General features: G+C 70.0%; 14 protein-coding genes. 8 read left to right on the top strand and 6 right to left on the bottom strand.

All coding sequences use genetic code 11. The features are described 5' to 3' along the window. Positions 1–3: 3 nt before the first annotated feature. Positions 4–312 carry a 30S ribosomal protein S10 gene (rpsJ, locus tag ACZ7FF_RS33600; RefSeq protein ID WP_003948644.1) on the bottom strand — a complete coding sequence of 103 codons (309 nt, stop codon included), beginning with the start codon at positions 310–312 and terminating at the stop codon, positions 4–6. Positions 313–834: 522 nt separating this feature from the next. Between rpsJ and ACZ7FF_RS33595 the strand changes: the two genes are divergently transcribed. The 5 genes from ACZ7FF_RS33595 to ACZ7FF_RS33575 are packed head-to-tail and all read left to right on the top strand — an operon-like array spanning position 835 to position 5490. Continuing rightward, the gene (locus ACZ7FF_RS33595; protein ID WP_470817098.1) at positions 835–1506 is read left to right on the top strand and encodes a hypothetical protein; all 672 of its coding nucleotides are present in this window, start codon (positions 835–837) and stop codon (positions 1504–1506) included. Then, on the top strand, positions 1503–2165 hold the full coding sequence (locus ACZ7FF_RS33590) for a hypothetical protein (protein WP_470817097.1): 663 nt from the start codon (positions 1503–1505) through the stop codon (positions 2163–2165). The genes ACZ7FF_RS33595 and ACZ7FF_RS33590 overlap by 4 nt, the downstream gene beginning before the upstream one ends. Next, a complete protein-coding gene (locus tag ACZ7FF_RS33585; RefSeq protein WP_470817095.1) occupies positions 2165–3889 on the top strand; it encodes a putative T7SS-secreted protein in 1725 nt (574 codons plus the stop codon). The genes ACZ7FF_RS33590 and ACZ7FF_RS33585 overlap by 1 nt, the downstream gene beginning before the upstream one ends. Then, positions 3890–4195, top strand: a complete 306-nt coding sequence (locus ACZ7FF_RS33580; RefSeq protein WP_470817093.1) for a YrhB domain-containing protein — start codon at positions 3890–3892, stop codon at positions 4193–4195. Beyond that, the gene (locus ACZ7FF_RS33575; RefSeq protein WP_470817091.1) at positions 4192–5490 is read left to right on the top strand and encodes a YrhB domain-containing protein; all 1299 of its coding nucleotides are present in this window, start codon (positions 4192–4194) and stop codon (positions 5488–5490) included. The genes ACZ7FF_RS33580 and ACZ7FF_RS33575 overlap by 4 nt, the downstream gene beginning before the upstream one ends. 37 nt (positions 5491–5527) lie before the next feature. On the opposite strand, the gene ACZ7FF_RS33570 is transcribed toward ACZ7FF_RS33575, so the two are convergent. The 5 genes from ACZ7FF_RS33570 to rpsL form a co-directional block, all read right to left on the bottom strand. Continuing rightward, positions 5528–6478: a hypothetical protein gene (locus tag ACZ7FF_RS33570; protein ID WP_470817089.1), complete on the bottom strand. Its 951-nt coding sequence runs from the start codon at positions 6476–6478 to the stop codon at positions 5528–5530. Positions 6479–6631: 153 nt separating this feature from the next. Continuing rightward, the gene (gene tuf / locus ACZ7FF_RS33565) at positions 6632–7825 is read right to left on the bottom strand and encodes an elongation factor Tu (RefSeq protein ID WP_470817087.1); all 1194 of its coding nucleotides are present in this window, start codon (positions 7823–7825) and stop codon (positions 6632–6634) included. 155 nt (positions 7826–7980) lie between these two features. Beyond that, positions 7981–10107, bottom strand: coding sequence for an elongation factor G (gene fusA / locus ACZ7FF_RS33560; RefSeq protein WP_470817085.1), 2127 nt, complete (start codon positions 10105–10107; stop codon positions 7981–7983). 39 nt (positions 10108–10146) lie between these two features. Continuing rightward, positions 10147–10617, bottom strand: a complete 471-nt coding sequence (gene rpsG / locus ACZ7FF_RS33555; RefSeq protein WP_003992340.1) for a 30S ribosomal protein S7 — start codon at positions 10615–10617, stop codon at positions 10147–10149. Positions 10618–10619: 2 nt separating this feature from the next. Further along, positions 10620–10991: a 30S ribosomal protein S12 gene (gene rpsL / locus ACZ7FF_RS33550; protein WP_003948652.1), complete on the bottom strand. Its 372-nt coding sequence runs from the start codon at positions 10989–10991 to the stop codon at positions 10620–10622. 378 nt (positions 10992–11369) lie between these two features. On the opposite strand from rpsL, the gene ACZ7FF_RS33545 reads away from it, so the two are divergent. The 3 genes from ACZ7FF_RS33545 to ACZ7FF_RS33535 all read left to right on the top strand — a co-directional run bounded on the left by ACZ7FF_RS33545 (position 11370) and on the right by ACZ7FF_RS33535 (position 15275). Continuing rightward, entirely contained in the window at positions 11370–12140 is a 771-nt protein-coding gene (locus ACZ7FF_RS33545) for a Crp/Fnr family transcriptional regulator (RefSeq protein ID WP_470817083.1), read from the top strand. Between the two features lie 130 nt (positions 12141–12270). After that, positions 12271–13104 carry a hypothetical protein gene (locus ACZ7FF_RS33540; protein WP_470817081.1) on the top strand — a complete coding sequence of 278 codons (834 nt, stop codon included), beginning with the start codon at positions 12271–12273 and terminating at the stop codon, positions 13102–13104. After that, entirely contained in the window at positions 13101–15275 is a 2175-nt protein-coding gene (locus ACZ7FF_RS33535; protein WP_470817080.1) for a hypothetical protein, read from the top strand. Before ACZ7FF_RS33540 ends, ACZ7FF_RS33535 begins: the two co-directional genes overlap by 4 nt. The last annotated feature ends 1 nt before the right edge of the window (position 15276 follow it).

Genomic DNA, 15276 nt, shown 5'->3' with positions numbered 1-15276 from the left:
GCCTCAGAGCTTGATCTCGATGTCGACACCGGCCGGGAGGTCGAGTCGCATCAGAGAGTCAACGGTCTTGGGGGTCGGGTCGAGAATGTCGATCAGGCGCTTGTGCGTGCGCATCTCGAAGTGCTCGCGCGAGTCCTTGTACTTGTGCGGCGACTTGATGACGCAGTACACGTTCTTCTCAGTGGGCAGCGGCACCGGGCCCGCGACCGACGCACCAGTGCGGGTCACCGTCTCGACGATCTTCTTCGCCGAGGAGTCGATGACCTCGTGGTCGTAGGCCTTGAGCCGGATGCGGATCTTCTGTCCCGCCATGGCTACTCAGTAGTCCTGTCTCTTCTAACGCTCTGGAACCCGGTGTTTCCTTGCTTCGCTCCGACCCACGCGGTCGGGCGTGTCGCGCTCCCGCTGACACAGATGTCCCTTGTTCGAACATCCCTGCGGGAATGCACACGGCCCTTCCGGAACCGCAGACCGAGGGCGAAAGGCCCACCGGGTGCCTGGCCGGTGCCGCGCTGACACTTCCCGGAAGATTCCCGTACGTCCGTCCCAGTGCTGCCCGAGGGCAGTTAGGACGACGAGTACTGTGGGACTCGCTTCCGGTCCTCCCGGCGGGAGGCGCACAGCATCAACACTCGACCGAGCAACTCCGACAGTCTGCCATATGGGGCGGGGGCTCCGCCAATCGAGCCGAAGAGATTACCCCGAAGGTGACGTAGGTCAAACCGGGGGCGGAGGCGGGCGGGGTGTGAAGGTCCCGTGCCCACCGTCAGGGTGCCGTGTGCAGCGGAAGGCACGAGTGGAAACCAAGATCGTCGCTGTGCCACCGTTTGGCGCATGACTGACCCAGGGGGCGGCGGTCGGGCACCCGTGCGGCGCTCGCGACTCGCCGAATACGCGGACATGGCGGGTTCCGCGGCCGACGAGCACGTCCCACCCGCATCCGCCGCGCAGGCAGATCCCGCGCCGTCCCTTTCCCCGGCGACCGCCGCTTCCCCGGCGACCGCCGCTTCCCCGGCGACCGCCGCACAGGCACCGGCCCGGCCGGCACCCGTGGCACGCGACGAGGCCGCACGGCCTCTCGGGGACGCCAGGGCGGAGGCCGAGGCGCGGCGGCTCCGGTTCCTCGAGACGCTGGCGGCCTTCCGGGACACGGCCGTACTGGTCCCGGTGCGGGACGACGGCTGGCTGACCGCCGATTTCGGCGGGGTGCGCTGGATCCTGGCCTTCTCCGACGAGCCGGCGCTCGCCCGCTACGCGCTGGCCGGGGACGAGGGACACGACGAGTGGACGTACCAGAGGGTGCTCGGGTCCCGGCTCCTCGACGTGGCGGTCCCCGAGGCGGGAGTGCCCTGCGGCGTGGTGCTGGACGTGGTCGACGGAGCGGAGCGGGCGGTGCTGTTCCCGCCGGTGGCCGGAATCGTGCCCGACGCGGTCGCGGTGAACAGAGGACACAGGGGACACAGGGATGACGCGGCCGTGACCGGCCGGACGGAGGAGCAGCGGTGAACGGGGGCGCAGGGCCGCAGGCAGGCGGCGAGGACCTCGCGACCGGAGGGCTGGACGAGATCGCGCAGGGGCTGACTCTGGCCCTGGCGGAGCTGAAGGACCTCGGCATGGTCGGCATGGCTGGTGCGGGCCGGGGATTCGAGGAGCTGGAGCTCACCGGCCTGGAACTGGGCGACGAGAGCCTCACGGGCACCTTCCACTCGTTCTGCGAGCGATGGGAGTGGGGCGTGCGCTCGCTGATCAACGAGGGCAACGCGCTGGCCGTGAAGACGGGGATGTCGGCCGGCACGTACTACGAGACCGACCAGTACGTCTCGGGCACCCTCAAGATCGGGCTGAACTCGCTGATCGGCAATCCGCACGCGTCGGAGGACGAGGTCACCAAGCAGGGCTGGGGAGAGATCGCCACACAGGATCTGCACCCGGACTACAGCGGGAAGTCCTTCGAGCAGGCCTACGACAACAGCCTCCAGGGCTGGAAGGACGCGGGCCGGGACGTGATGACCTCCCACGTCACCGGCATGCCGGGCATCAACCCCGAGGACATGCACCGCGCCTTCGGCGTGTCGGACACGCAGTACAACCAGTTCCTCGACGACACCTTCGGCCCCTCCCCCGAGGAGCGGGCGCGGACCCAGCAGGGCGAGGGTGAGGGCTGATGGGCGTTCTCGGGGACATCGCGGGCGGCCTGGAGGACGGCGCCAACTGGGCCTTGGACAAGGGCGGGAAGTTCGTCGACGACACCAAGAAGGCCGTCGGCACGGGCATCGACTGGGGTGCCCACGAGCTCGGCCACGGCCTCGACAGCGCCGGCTTCCACGGCGCGGCCGACAAGGTGGACGACTGGGGCGACGAGATCGCATCCGACCTCGGCGCCACGCCCGGCGAGCAGCAGCTCGGCGAGAGCGACGACCCCAAGGACCTCGTCCACGGCGACCACGGCCGGATCGTGGACGCCGCCAAGCACCTGAAGAACTTCTTCACCGCCTTCGAGAAGGTCAGCTCCGGCCTGAAGCGGGTCGACTCCTCCGGCTGGAAGGGCGAGGGCGGCGACGCGTTCCGCAAGAGCCTCGGCGTGCACCCGGCGAAGTGGCTCCACGCGGCCGACGCCTGCGAGTCGGCGTCGAACGCCCTGCAGGCCTACGCGGGGACCGTGAAGTGGGCGCAGGGGCAGGCCAAGGACGCCATCGAGCTGTACAAGCGGGGCAAGCAGGCGTCGGAGAAGGCGATCAGCGCGTACAACAAGCGCATCGACGCCTACAACGCCAAGATCAAGGCGGACGAGGACCCCGGGCCCGAGCCGGAGCCGTTCCACGATCCCGGCAAGGACGACATCGAGGCGGCGCGGGAGAAGCTCGGCGAGGCCCGGAAGCAGCGCAACACCGCGGCCTCCACCGCCAACGCCAGGATCAAGGCGGCCCTGGCCCACGCTCCCGCCGAGCCCCCGCCCCTGGACCGCCTCGGCCACGACCTCGTCGACGGCTACCAGGCCGCGAACACCGAGCTGCTGCACGTCGCCGGCGGTGTGGTCAAGGGCGCGGCCGGGCTGGTCGACTTCGTGCGCGGCCTCGACCCGATGGACCCGTACAACCTGACCCACCCTGCCGAATACCTGCAGGGCGTCTCCACGACGCTCTCCGGCCTGGTCTCGACGGCGGCGCATCCCGAGCGGGTGGTCAAGGCCGTCGTGGACGGATTCGAGAAGGACCCTTCCGAGTTCACGGGCCGGCTCATCCCCCAGCTGATCGGCACCGACGGCGCCGGCCTGGCCGCCGGCGGCCTGCGCACCGCGGCCGAGGAGGGCGCGGAGGTCACGGCCGCGAACATGGCCAAGGGGGGTCTGGAACACGCGGCCGAGGGTGGCGCCGCAGGCAGCAAGTGGAGCGAACTGGCGCAGTCCACGGACCATGTGTCGGAGAAAGCGATTCACTACGATTCGGTGGATCCGAAAATCGCCCAGGAATTCCTTGACGACCAGTACCCGTGGTTGAAGGACATCAATAACCGCTGGGAGGACGGGTACACCCAGAACTGTGCGCACACCACGGTCACGGTGAACCACCGTTTGGACGGCATCGAGGCCAGCGCGGCACGCAGGGAGGGCCCCGGACACCTTCCGCTCGAGCCCCTCGGGGTCAAGGACCCGGCGACCGCTTGGCACAAGGTGGACAGTTACGATGACATCATCCGCGACCTCAACGCGCGAGGCGAGGGCGCCAGAAGCGCCGTCTTCATCGGTCGCGGAGATTCCGGGCATTTCTTCAATGCAGTGCACACGCCACACGGAGTGGTTTTCCTTGACGGTCAAAGCGGAACGCTGGGCCTACTGGAGAAAGACGCGAAGGAAATCATGCACGTGCCGTACGGCAAGGGGGCTCCATAAATGATGACCCGAAACGACGCGGTGGATTCCGCCACTGCACTCCTCAAGAGGGTGTATCCCGAGAAGGCGGACTCCATCGTCCTGTTTCCGGAGAAAAGCGTCGACTGTCCCTATGGCTGGCTGATTCACTTCGACTTCAGGGAACACATCGAGACCCAGGACTGGCTGCAGTCCCCCATCACCAGTGTCGTCGTCGTTCCGCACGACGGAGGGAAGGCTCACTTCCCTCCGAGCATCATTCCCGTGGACGACTACATGAGCCGCAGGGCTTCCGGCGACTGGCCGCCCAGGGAGTTCCCGCGATGAACGCAGTACAGCGAGCGGCCACGTGGCTGAACAACACCTACGGGGGGCTCGTCGAACTCTCCGCTCCCCAGCCTGTGCATGAGACTGCCACCGCCTGGATGTTCGCCTGCCGAACCATGCCCCAGCCCGGCTACCCCACCACCCCGATGCTCGCGTCCTCTGTCGTCGTCCCCAAGGACGGCGGCCCGCTGTTCCACCCTGCGCCGAGTTCCCCGCTCTCGGATCTTGAGCCGGCACCGCCACAGGAAGCGGCACACCGCGTCGAGGGTCAGCCGCGCAGGATCAACGCACGCGGCTGTGTGATCGCCCTTCACTCCGCGATCAACGGCACGCCGTCCGCCCCCCTGCCCTGGCGCCCCGCGGACGAGGCCCCCGGCTGGTGGGCTCGGCTCGGGCGTCGCTACTTCCCGGAGTTCGAGCGGGTTGCCGTCGGGGACTGGGACGACGTGATCAAGGCCGTCGGTGAGCCGGGGCCCGACACCCGAGGGGTGATCTGGGTACGGCGCGAGATCGACGGCCACGAGGCCACGGGCAACCTGCTGTACGCGCACAACAACAAGGGCCAGGTCGTCCTGCTCGACGGCCTGACGTCCTCGCTCGCCCGACTCGACACGGCACCGCTGCTGCGCGAGCTGATCCTGCTGCGGGCCGTTCCCGGGGCGTCCGCGGGCCCGCGTGCCCCCTGGCGGCGAGCGGCGCCGGACTTCGCCTCGGCGGTCGAGAAGGCCCGGCTGTGGCTCGACGACGCCTACCGCGGACAGGTGGACCTGGACCGGCCGACCGCCCAGGACGAGACGCGGCGCGGCTGGGTGTTCTCCTGCAACAGCAGGCGGTTCCTCGCCGACGGGCACTGGCAGGACGCCACGCTGGACGCGACGGTGGTCGTACCGAAGGACGATTCCGCGCCCTTCGGCCTGCCCAACTCGGACCCCTGGGCCTGGCTCGCCCGCTGGGACGCCGGCGAGGAGCCCGGCACGGCGAACCTCCCGGCGCCGCCGGCTCCGGCCCATGCGTCGTGGTACGGGCCGACGCTCGCGGAACTCGGCGAGGTGCGGTCCGTGTCCGAGCATCCGGACTGGCAGACGACGATGGAGACGCTGTCGACGCTGCCGGTCGGCGCCCGCGCCCTGGTGTGGGTGCGCCGCACCGACGGCCGCGGCCGTGAGGCGGTGGGCCTGCTGGTGACCGCCGTCCGGCTGGACACCGGAGTCATGGTCGTCGACGGTTCCTCGGATGAGCCGGTGTCCTTCGACCCGACGGGCGTCCACCGGCTGCACGTCATCCGCTACCGCTGAGCGGACCGGGAGCGGGTCCCACCACACCCGTGCCCGGTCAGGGCCCCTTCGGTACCAGGTTGTTGGTGGTGAGGAGGTCTCCCCCTCGTGGGAGGGCGCGGGCGGTGCGGGAGGCGCCGACGGCGGGGTCGCGGACCGAGACGATCAGGGTGTAGCGCGGCTGGCCGGTGATGGTGTTGTGGGAGTCGACCGGTGTCATGAGCCCCTGCGTCACGTCGTGGGCGTCGTAGCCGGGGCACAGGGCCTTCAGCGGCAGGACGACCTCGCCGCCGCCACCGCCGGTCAGGTCGACGTGGGTCCTGTCGCCGGGAACGGCCCGGGTGCTCCAGGCGACCGGCAGGCCGTGTGCGCCGGCGACCAGTCCGTGCGGGCCCTCGATCTCCACCGCGACGCCCTCGCCGCCCAGGGTCCGGGACAGCTTCAGGGTGCCCTTGGGGCCCGGCCCGAACAGCAGCCCGACGGTGAAGTGGCCGGGGGCGCGGGACAGGCGCTCGTAGCCGTAGGAGCCGAGGGTGAGCTGGGGGCCGGGCCCGAGGCGGTCGGGGGACTCCTCCGGCGGGGGCGCGGAGGCGTCCGCGGGGAGCGGGAAGTAGTGGTAGCCCCTGGCTCCGCAGTGGTCGCCGTCGGAGGTACCGCCGCCTCGCAGGGCCACGGCCTCAGCCGGGCCGGAGGCGGGCGGGCCGAACCAGGAGAGCAGGTCCATCTGGTAGGCGCCCAGGAGCACCACGGCCCCCGCCGCCAGCCACGGCACCGCGGCGGTCGCCCTGCCGCGCAGCGCGCCCGCCCTCGGCCGCCGGGGGCGCTGCCCGAACAGGCCCCGGAGCCGCCGGGCCGTCGTCCTGGCGCGGGCCGACGGCTCCTTCGGGGCGGCGGGCCCGCCGCTGCGGCCCGCGTCCCGCAGGAAGGCCGCCCACTGCTCGTCGGATATGGAGGACGATGGTTCGTCCGGTCCCTCGTCGGGTCCTTCGGCGGGCGGGACGGTACTCACGCGGTGTGAACCCTTCGCTGGGCGGGACCGGGGCACCGGTCATGATGCCGTACGTGTGCGGCCCGCCACCGCACGGGAACGGCGAAGAGGCCCGTACGACCGAAGTCGTACGGGCCTCTCCTGGTCAGTCAGTGACCTTCAGGCAGGCGGAACCTACTTGACGATCTTGGTGACCTGGCCGGCGCCCACGGTGCGACCACCCTCACGGATGGCGAACTTCAGGCCCTCCTCCATGGCGACGGGCTGGATGAGCTCCACCTTCATCTCGGTGTTGTCACCCGGCATGACCATCTCGGTGCCCTCGGGGAGGGTCACCACGCCGGTCACGTCCGTCGTACGGAAGTAGAACTGCGGGCGGTAGTTGTTGAAGAACGGCGTGTGGCGGCCACCCTCGTCCTTGGACAGGATGTAGGCCTGCGCCTCGAACTCGGTGTGCGGGGTGACCGAGCCCGGCTTGATGATGACCTGGCCGCGCTCGACGTCCTCGCGCTTGATGCCGCGGAGCAGCAGACCGACGTTCTCACCGGCCTGGCCCTCGTCGAGCAGCTTGCGGAACATCTCGATGCCGGTGACCGTGGTGGTGGTCTTCTCGGTCTTGATGCCGATGATGTCGACGGTCTCGTTGACCTTGAGGACACCACGCTCGATACGGCCGGTGACGACCGTACCGCGACCGGTGATCGTGAAGACGTCCTCGATCGGCATCAGGAACGGCTTGTCGACGTCGCGCTCCGGCTCCGGGATCGCGGTGTCGACGGCGTTCATGAGGTCCAGGACCGACTGGGTCCACTGGGCGTCGCCCTCGAGCGCCTTCAGCGCGGAGACACGAACGACCGGCAGGTCGTCGCCCGGGAACTCGTACTCGGAGAGGAGCTCACGAACCTCGAGCTCGACGAGCTCCATGATCTCCTCGTCGTCCACCATGTCGGCCTTGTTCAGGGCGACGACGATGTACGGAACGCCGACCTGGCGGGCCAGGAGCACGTGCTCCTTGGTCTGCGGCATCGGGCCGTCGGTGGCGGCGACCACGAGGATGGCGCCGTCCATCTGCGCCGCACCCGTGATCATGTTCTTGATGTAGTCCGCGTGACCCGGGCAGTCGACGTGGGCGTAGTGACGCGCCTCGGTCTGGTACTCGACGTGCGCGATGGAGATGGTGATACCGCGCTGGCGCTCCTCAGGAGCCTTGTCGATGTTGTCGAACGGGGTGGCCTCGTTCAGGTCCGGGTGAGCGTCGTGCAGCACCTTGGTAATGGCGGCCGTGAGGGTCGTCTTACCGTGGTCGATGTGACCGATGGTGCCGATGTTGACGTGCGGCTTAGTCCGCTCGAACTTCGCCTTCGCCACTGGGGTCCTCCTGTGGAGTGGTTCTGTACGCCTTACTTCATCGGCGCCAGGTGATCTTTGCTGGATAGCCCGGAACCCGGGGCGAACATCCGCGTTTACGGCTGTTTGCCCCTTGAGGCTCCGGAGTCAAGCCTACGGCGTGTGAACGCGGTGCGTTACTCGCCCTTGGCCTTCGCGATGATCTCCTCGGCGACGTTCCGCGGAACCTCGGCGTAGGAGTCGAACTGCATCGAGTAGCTTGCGCGACCCGACGTCTTGCTGCGGAGGTCGCCGACGTAGCCGAACATCTCCGACAGGGGCACGAGGCCCTTCACGACGCGGGCACCAGCCCGCTCCTCCATGGCCTGAATCTGGCCACGGCGGGAGTTGATGTCGCCGATGACCTCACCCATGTAGTCCTCGGGCGTGGTGACCTCGACGGCCATCATCGGCTCGAGCAGCACGGGCGAAGCCTTGCGCGCGGCCTCCTTGAAGGCCTGCGAACCGGCGATCTTGAAGGCGAGCTCGGAGGAGTCGACCTCGTGGTAGGCACCGTCGTGGAGGATGACGCGCACGCCGGTCATCTCGTAACCGGCGAGGATGCCGAACTGCATGGCCTCCTGCGCACCGGCGTCGACCGAAGGGATGTACTCCTTCGGGATACGACCACCGGTCACCTTGTTCACGAACTCGTACGAGGTGTCGCCACCCTCGAGCGGCTCGATGCCGATCTGCACCTTCGCGAACTGACCGGTACCACCGGTCTGCTTCTTGTGGGTGAAGTCGACGCGCTCGACGGCCTTGCGGATCGTCTCGCGGTAGGCCACCTGCGGCTTGCCGACGTTGGCCTCGACCTTGAACTCACGGCGCATACGGTCGACCAGCACCTCGAGGTGCAGCTCGCCCATACCACCGATGATGGTCTGGCCGGTCTCCTCGTCCGAGTGGACCTGGAAGGACGGGTCCTCCTCGGCCAGGCGCTGGATCGCGACGCCCAGCTTCTCCTGGTCACCCTTCGACTTGGGCTCGATGGCGACCTGGATGACCGGCGCCGGGAAGTCCATGGACTCCAGGATGACCGGGTTCTTGTCGTCGGACAGCGTCTCACCGGTGGTGGTCTGCTTCAGGCCCATGACGGCGACGATGTCGCCGGCGCCCACCGAGTCGATCTCCTCACGCTTGTTGGCGTGCATGCGGTAGATCTTGCCGATGCGCTCCTTCTTGCCCTTGACGGAGTTCAGCACCGAGGTGCCGGACTCCAGGCGGCCCGAGTAGACCCGGACGAAGGTGAGCTTGCCGAGGTGCGGGTCGCTCATGATCTTGAACGCCAGCGCCGAGAGGGGCTCCTCGTCGGACGGCTTGCGCTTGACGACGACCTCGGGGTCCTTGACGTCGTGGCCCTCGATGGCCTCGATGTCGACCGGGGACGGCAGGTAGCGCACGACCGCGTCGAGCAGGGGCTGAACGCCCTTGTTCTTGAACGCGGTACCGCAGAACACCGGGGTGATGGTGGTGCCGGTGCCCTTGCCGGAGGCGATGGTGATACGACGGATCGCGGCGTACAGCTGCTCCTCGGTGGGCTCCTGGCCCTCCAGGAACAGCTCCATGATCTCTTCGTCGTTCTCGGCGACGGCCTCGACCAGCTTGCCGCGCCACTCCTCGGCGGCCTCGGTGTGCGTGTCGGGGATGTCGACGACGTCGTACATCTCACCCTTGGTCGCCTCGGCGGACCACACGAGCGCCTTCATGCGGACCAGGTCCACGACGCCCTTGAAGTCGGCCTCGGCACCGATCGGGAGCTGCATGACGATCGGCTGCGCACCAAGGCGGTCGATGATCATGTCGACACAGCGGTGGAACTCGGCACCGGTGCGGTCGAGCTTGTTGACGAAGCAAATACGCGGAACGCCGTAGCGGTCCGCCTGACGCCACACGGTCTCGGACTGCGGCTCAACGCCGGCGACACCGTCGAACACCGTCACGGCACCGTCGAGCACACGCAGGGAGCGCTCCACCTCTACGGTGAAGTCGACGTGCCCGGGCGTGTCGATGATGTTGATGGTGTGGTCGACGTCCTCCAGCGGCCAGTGGCAGGTGGTGGCAGCAGAGGTGATCGTGATGCCACGCTCCTGCTCCTGCTCCATCCAGTCCATGGTGGCAGCGCCGTCGTGGACCTCACCGATCTTGTACGACACACCGGTGTAGAACAGGATCCGCTCGGTGGTGGTCGTCTTGCCCGCGTCGATGTGGGCCATGATCCCGATGTTGCGGACCTTGGCCAGGTCAAGTGAAGTGGTAGCCATAAGGCTTCAGTCTTCTCTCGGTCTCGATGTGGGTAGCGACTACCAGCGGTAGTGCGCGAAGGCCTTGTTGGACTCGGCCATCTTGTGCGTGTCCTCGCGCTTCTTCACAGCGGCACCCAGGCCGTTGGAGGCGTCGAGAAGCTCGTTGAGCAGACGCTCGGTCATGGTCTTCTCGCGACGGGCGCGGGAGTAACCGACCAGCCAGCGCAGCGCGAGCGTGTTGGCGCGACCGGGCTTGACCTCGATCGGGACCTGGTACGTCGCACCACCGACACGGCGGGACTTGACCTCGAGGGTCGGCTTGATGTTCTCCAGCGCGCGCTTCAGCGTGATGATCGGGTCGTTGCCCGTCTTCTCACGCAGACCCTCCATGGCGCCGTAGACGATGCGCTCGGCGGTGGAGCGCTTGCCGTTCAGCAGCACCTTGTTGATGAGCGACGTGACAAGAGGAGAACCGTAGACCGGGTCGATGATGACCGGGCGCTTCGGGGCGGGGCCCTTACGAGGCATTCTTACTTCTCCTTCTTGGCGCCGTAGCGGCTGCGGGCCTGCTTGCGGTTCTTGACACCCTGGGTGTCGAGCGAACCGCGGATGATCTTGTAGCGAACACCCGGCAGGTCCTTCACACGGCCGCCGCGCACGAGCACGATGGAGTGCTCCTGCAGGTTGTGTCCCTCACCCGGAATGTAGGCCGTGACCTCGATGCCGCTGGTCAGACGCACACGCGCGACCTTGCGGAGGGCCGAGTTCGGCTTCTTCGGGGTGGTCGTGAACACACGCGTGCAGACGCCACGACGCTGAGGGGAACCCTCGAGTGCGGGCGTCTTGTTCTTCTCGACCTTGTCCTGCCGGCCCTTACGGACCAGCTGCTGGATCGTAGGCACTACTTCTCCGGTTTCTGTGTGCCGATGAGTACAGCTAACCTGGAACGTCTCCGACCCACGCGGTCGGGTGTGTCGAATCCGGTAGATCCCCGCCGCTAGGCGGGAAGGGCGCGAATTACGGTGGCCGATCGCGGCTCGCCGTGCGGTTTGAAGGCACGCACAGGAGCCAGGGCACACCCCAGGCACAAGGTCTGAGCGTACCTACCTCAAGGACTTCGGTCAAAACAAATGGTGTCCACCCCGACACGCCAGACTTGTCCGGGTTCCCATCCCGGGGCATGTGCCGCTTCCCGGTGAATCCCGGCCGTTCCCTCCTCGCGGAGCTCCTCGCTTCTGTACGTTGAGCGGTCGCTGTCCGGCTCGGGGGATGAGGGTTCCATGACGGGGGACATACCGCACGCGTTACCACGGCAGACACGGGACGAGACACCGGGCGACGACGCCCTCGACGACCGGGTGCCGTTCCTGGCCCGCCTGGAGAAGGGCGACCGGGCCGGGCTGCTGGCCCTCGGCCACGAGCTGGACTTCGCGCCGCGCGGTGTGCTGCTGCGCCAGCGGGAGCCGTCCTCGCACGTGCTGTTCGTCCTGCACGGCTGGACCAAGGTCACGGCGGCGGCCGCCAGCGGCTACGAGGCGCTGCTGGCGCTGCGCGGCCCCGGCGACATCGTCGGCGAGTCGGCCGCGCTGACCGGCCGGACCCGCTCGGCCACCGTCACCGCGCTGGAACGCGTGCGGGCCGTGGCCGTCCAGCGCGAGCGCTTCACCGAGTTCCTGGCCGGTTCGCCCGCCGTCTCCTTCGCCCTGCTCGGCCTCACCTCGGACCGTACCCGGGCCGCCGACCGGCGCCGCCTGGAGTTCGCCTCCATGACCGTCAAGGAACGGTTCGCCACCCTCCTGCTCGACCTCGCCCGCACCCACGGCCGGCGCACCGCCGACGGTGTCGTGCTCTCCGTGCCGCTGAGCAAGCAGGAGCTCGCCGGCTCGGTGGGCGCCTCGCGCGAGGCGGTGCAGCGGCTGCTGAAGGACCTGCGGGAGCGTGACGTGGTCCGCACCGGCCGCCGGGCGCTCGTGATCGTACGGCCGGACGTGCTGCGCCGGATCGCGCGCGGGGGCGACTCGGCGAGCGGCGCACGCGGGCGCCTGCCCTAGGCGCCCGGGCTTCTGTGCACACGGTCACAGTTCGAGTGGGTCATCCGTCCTCACGCCCCTTCCGTCCCCCGCGCCACCCTTCTGACGGTGGGCGCGGCCCCGACCCAGCACGGCAACCCGAGAGGCGACCATGAACGACCCCGTGAGCCGGACGATGCTCCTGCTCGACATCGAGAAGTACAGCGACCGCGACGACGTCGAGCAGGCGTATCTGCGGCGCGTGCTCTACAACATCGCCGACCAGGCCCTGGAACGCGCCGGCATCGACGGGACACGGCGGATGCGGGCCGACCGGGGCGACTCCGTCATGGAGATGATCGACGCCGGGGCCTCCGTCACGGCGCTGCTGCGGGCCCTGCTCACCGAGGTGCCGGCCCAGCTGCACGGCTACAACCGGCTGGCGTCGAGTTCGGCGCAGATCCGGCTGCGCGGGGTGGTCGCCACGGGCTACGTGGCCGTCGACGAGCACGGCGGCTGGGTCGGCTCGGACCTGAACCACGCCTGCCGGCTGCTCGACGCCCCGCTGCTGCGCGCCGCGCTGCGGGAGCGGGCCGACGGCTTCGCGCTGTGCGTGTCGGAGGGCGTGCACACGGGGGTCGTACGCCACGACCACCACGGCGTCCCGGCCGCCGACTTCCACCCGGTGACCCTGACCAGCAAGAACGGGCCGCTGCGCGCCTGGCTCCACGGCCCGGTGCCGGGCGGCACCACGAACCACGGTGACACGGGGGAACCCCCGGTGCCGGCCACGGCGGGGGACGTACCGGCACCGGGGGCACCGACCGGGGCCATGGCCACGCCGGACCGGGCGAAGCCCCGGGCGGCCGGCGGGGCCGTGTTCGACTTCGGCGGCGGCTCGCCCCGGTTCGGCGGCAGCCTCGTCGCCGGGGACCAGCACGGGGTGTCCGGCGGCCAGGTCACCGGGGACGTGCACCTGGGCGGAACGGCGGGTGAGGGGGCGTGAGCGGCGCCGCTGCGGCCGCGGCCGCCCCCAAGCAGCCCACGCCCGGCCAGGCGCCTCCCGGCCCCTCGGCGCAGCGGCCCCAGGCCCCCGCCGACGACCAGGCGTACGACCCCGGCACGGAGCCGGAGGCGGAGGGCACCCAGGAGGCCCGGGCCGCCCAGCGCGAGCTGGTCTCGCACACCCCCGGCTTCTTCCTCGGCGACGGCTCCCGCTTCGGCGGCAGCATGGTCGGCGGCGCCCAGCACGGCGTCTCCGGCGGCCGCGTCGACGGCGACGTCTACATGGGCGGCCGGAGCGAGACCCATCACCACCACCACGCCCCGGGCGCCACGCCCGACGCCTCCGGCGAGATCCCCCCCGAGCAGATAGCGGAGCTGGCCGCCGTCTTCGCCGAAGGAGCCGCCTTCACCACCGCGCTGGAACGGTTACGCGAGGAACGGGTGCTCGTCCTCTCCGGCGCCCACGCCACCGGCCGCAACGCCGCCGCACTGATGCTGGTGCACCGCCTGGCCGTCACGGCCGTACACGCGCTCAGCCCCGAGACCGCGCCCGCCGCCCTGAGCGGAGCGCTCACCCAGCCCGGCGGCTACGTCCTGCGCGACCTGCCCCTCAGCCGCAACCGGCCGCTGCGCGACACCCACCTCTTCGCGGCCCGCGACCAGCTCGTCAAGACCGGCGGCTACCTCGTCGTCACCGTCGAGAACTCGCCCCACCTGCCCGGCGTCACCCCCTGCCCCTGGACACCGCCGCCCGCCGAGGACGTCGTACGGGCCCTGCTCCGCCGGCGCAGACCGGACGACGCCGACGCCCTGTTCGCGCTCCCGCCGGTCACCGCCTTCCTCACCGAGGCCGAGCGCCATCCGGCCGAGGCCGCCGCGTTCGCCGAGGCGCTGGCCGCGTACGACGGCAGTCCCGAAGCGCTGGCACGGCTCGCCGACTTCGGGCAGGCCGCGGTGGAGAAGCAGTGCCGGAACTGGCTCGGCGACCCGGACACCGGGCTGCGCGAGAAGGCCTTCCTCGTCGCGCTCGCCGTCTTCGACCAGGCGCCCTACGTCCTCGCCGCCGAGCTCGCCGACAAGCTGTTCGTACACTTCGAACGGCTGCAGCACCCCGAACGGCCGCCGACGATCCCGGTGTTCGGACCGGCCGCCAAGGACCGCCTCGTCCTCGCGCGGGCCGGCGGCGAGGTACGGCAGGAGCAGACCGACTGGGGGCCGGTGCCGCAGTTCATGGCCGCCTTCCGGGACGAGCGCACCCCCCAGGTCCTGCTCACCGAGGTGTGGACCAGCCACCCCTCGGCCCGCCCCGCCCTGGTCGACTGGCTCAGACAACTCGCCCGTGACGGCCGCCCCCTGGTCCGCACCCGGGCCGCCGCGGCCGCCGCCCTGCTCGCCGCCGCCGACCTGCCCTCGACGATGGCCCTGCTCGTGGACGGCTGGGCGACCTCCCGGGCCGTCGGACCGCGGGTCACCGCCGCCAACACCCTCACGCTGGCCCAGCTCCTCGGCGCTCCGGTCGTCCTCAGGCTGCTCACCCAGTGGTGCAACGACGGCCAGTGGGGACGGCGCTGGACCGCCATCCGCGCCCTCGGCCTGCTCGCCCCGCTCCGCCCCGACCTGGCCGGGCCGGCCCTCGACGCGCTGGCCTCCCGCGCCCGCGTCGACGCCAGCAGCGAGGCCGAGCAGAACAACCTCACCGAGTCCGCGGCCCTGCTGCTGTCCGCCGGCCAGCGCCGCGGAGAGGTGCTCGCGGAGTTCGTGCGGCTGCTGTACCGGGACACCCCCGCGGTCCGCGACCTCGCCCTGGCCGCCTTCACCCTCGCCTGCGACAACTACGAGGACGGCGCGCTGGTCGGCTGGTACGCCGAGACCGGCATGTACCAGGGGGACACGGCCCGCGACATGGCCACCCTGTGGCGCACCGCGCTCAACGACCTGACCCACACCCGGCAGGCGCTGGACGCCCTCCAGACCTGGGTGCACGTCGCCGCCCGCCGCGCGGACGCCGCCACGGCCCTGGAACTGCTGCTGCCCGCGCTGGTCGTCACCGCGGACGACCGCAAGCGCCTCGACCACGAACTGCGCACCATGCGCGCGGAGGACGGAAGCCCGCACCCGCCGCTGGCCGAACACCTGCTCAAGGTGCTGCGCCCGGCGCCGGCCGCGCACTGAA

Source organism: Streptomyces sp. NPDC037126 (assembly GCF_055605965.1).
Note: the sequence above shows the minus strand (reverse complement) of the source record. Positions and strands in the feature narration are given on the sequence as shown.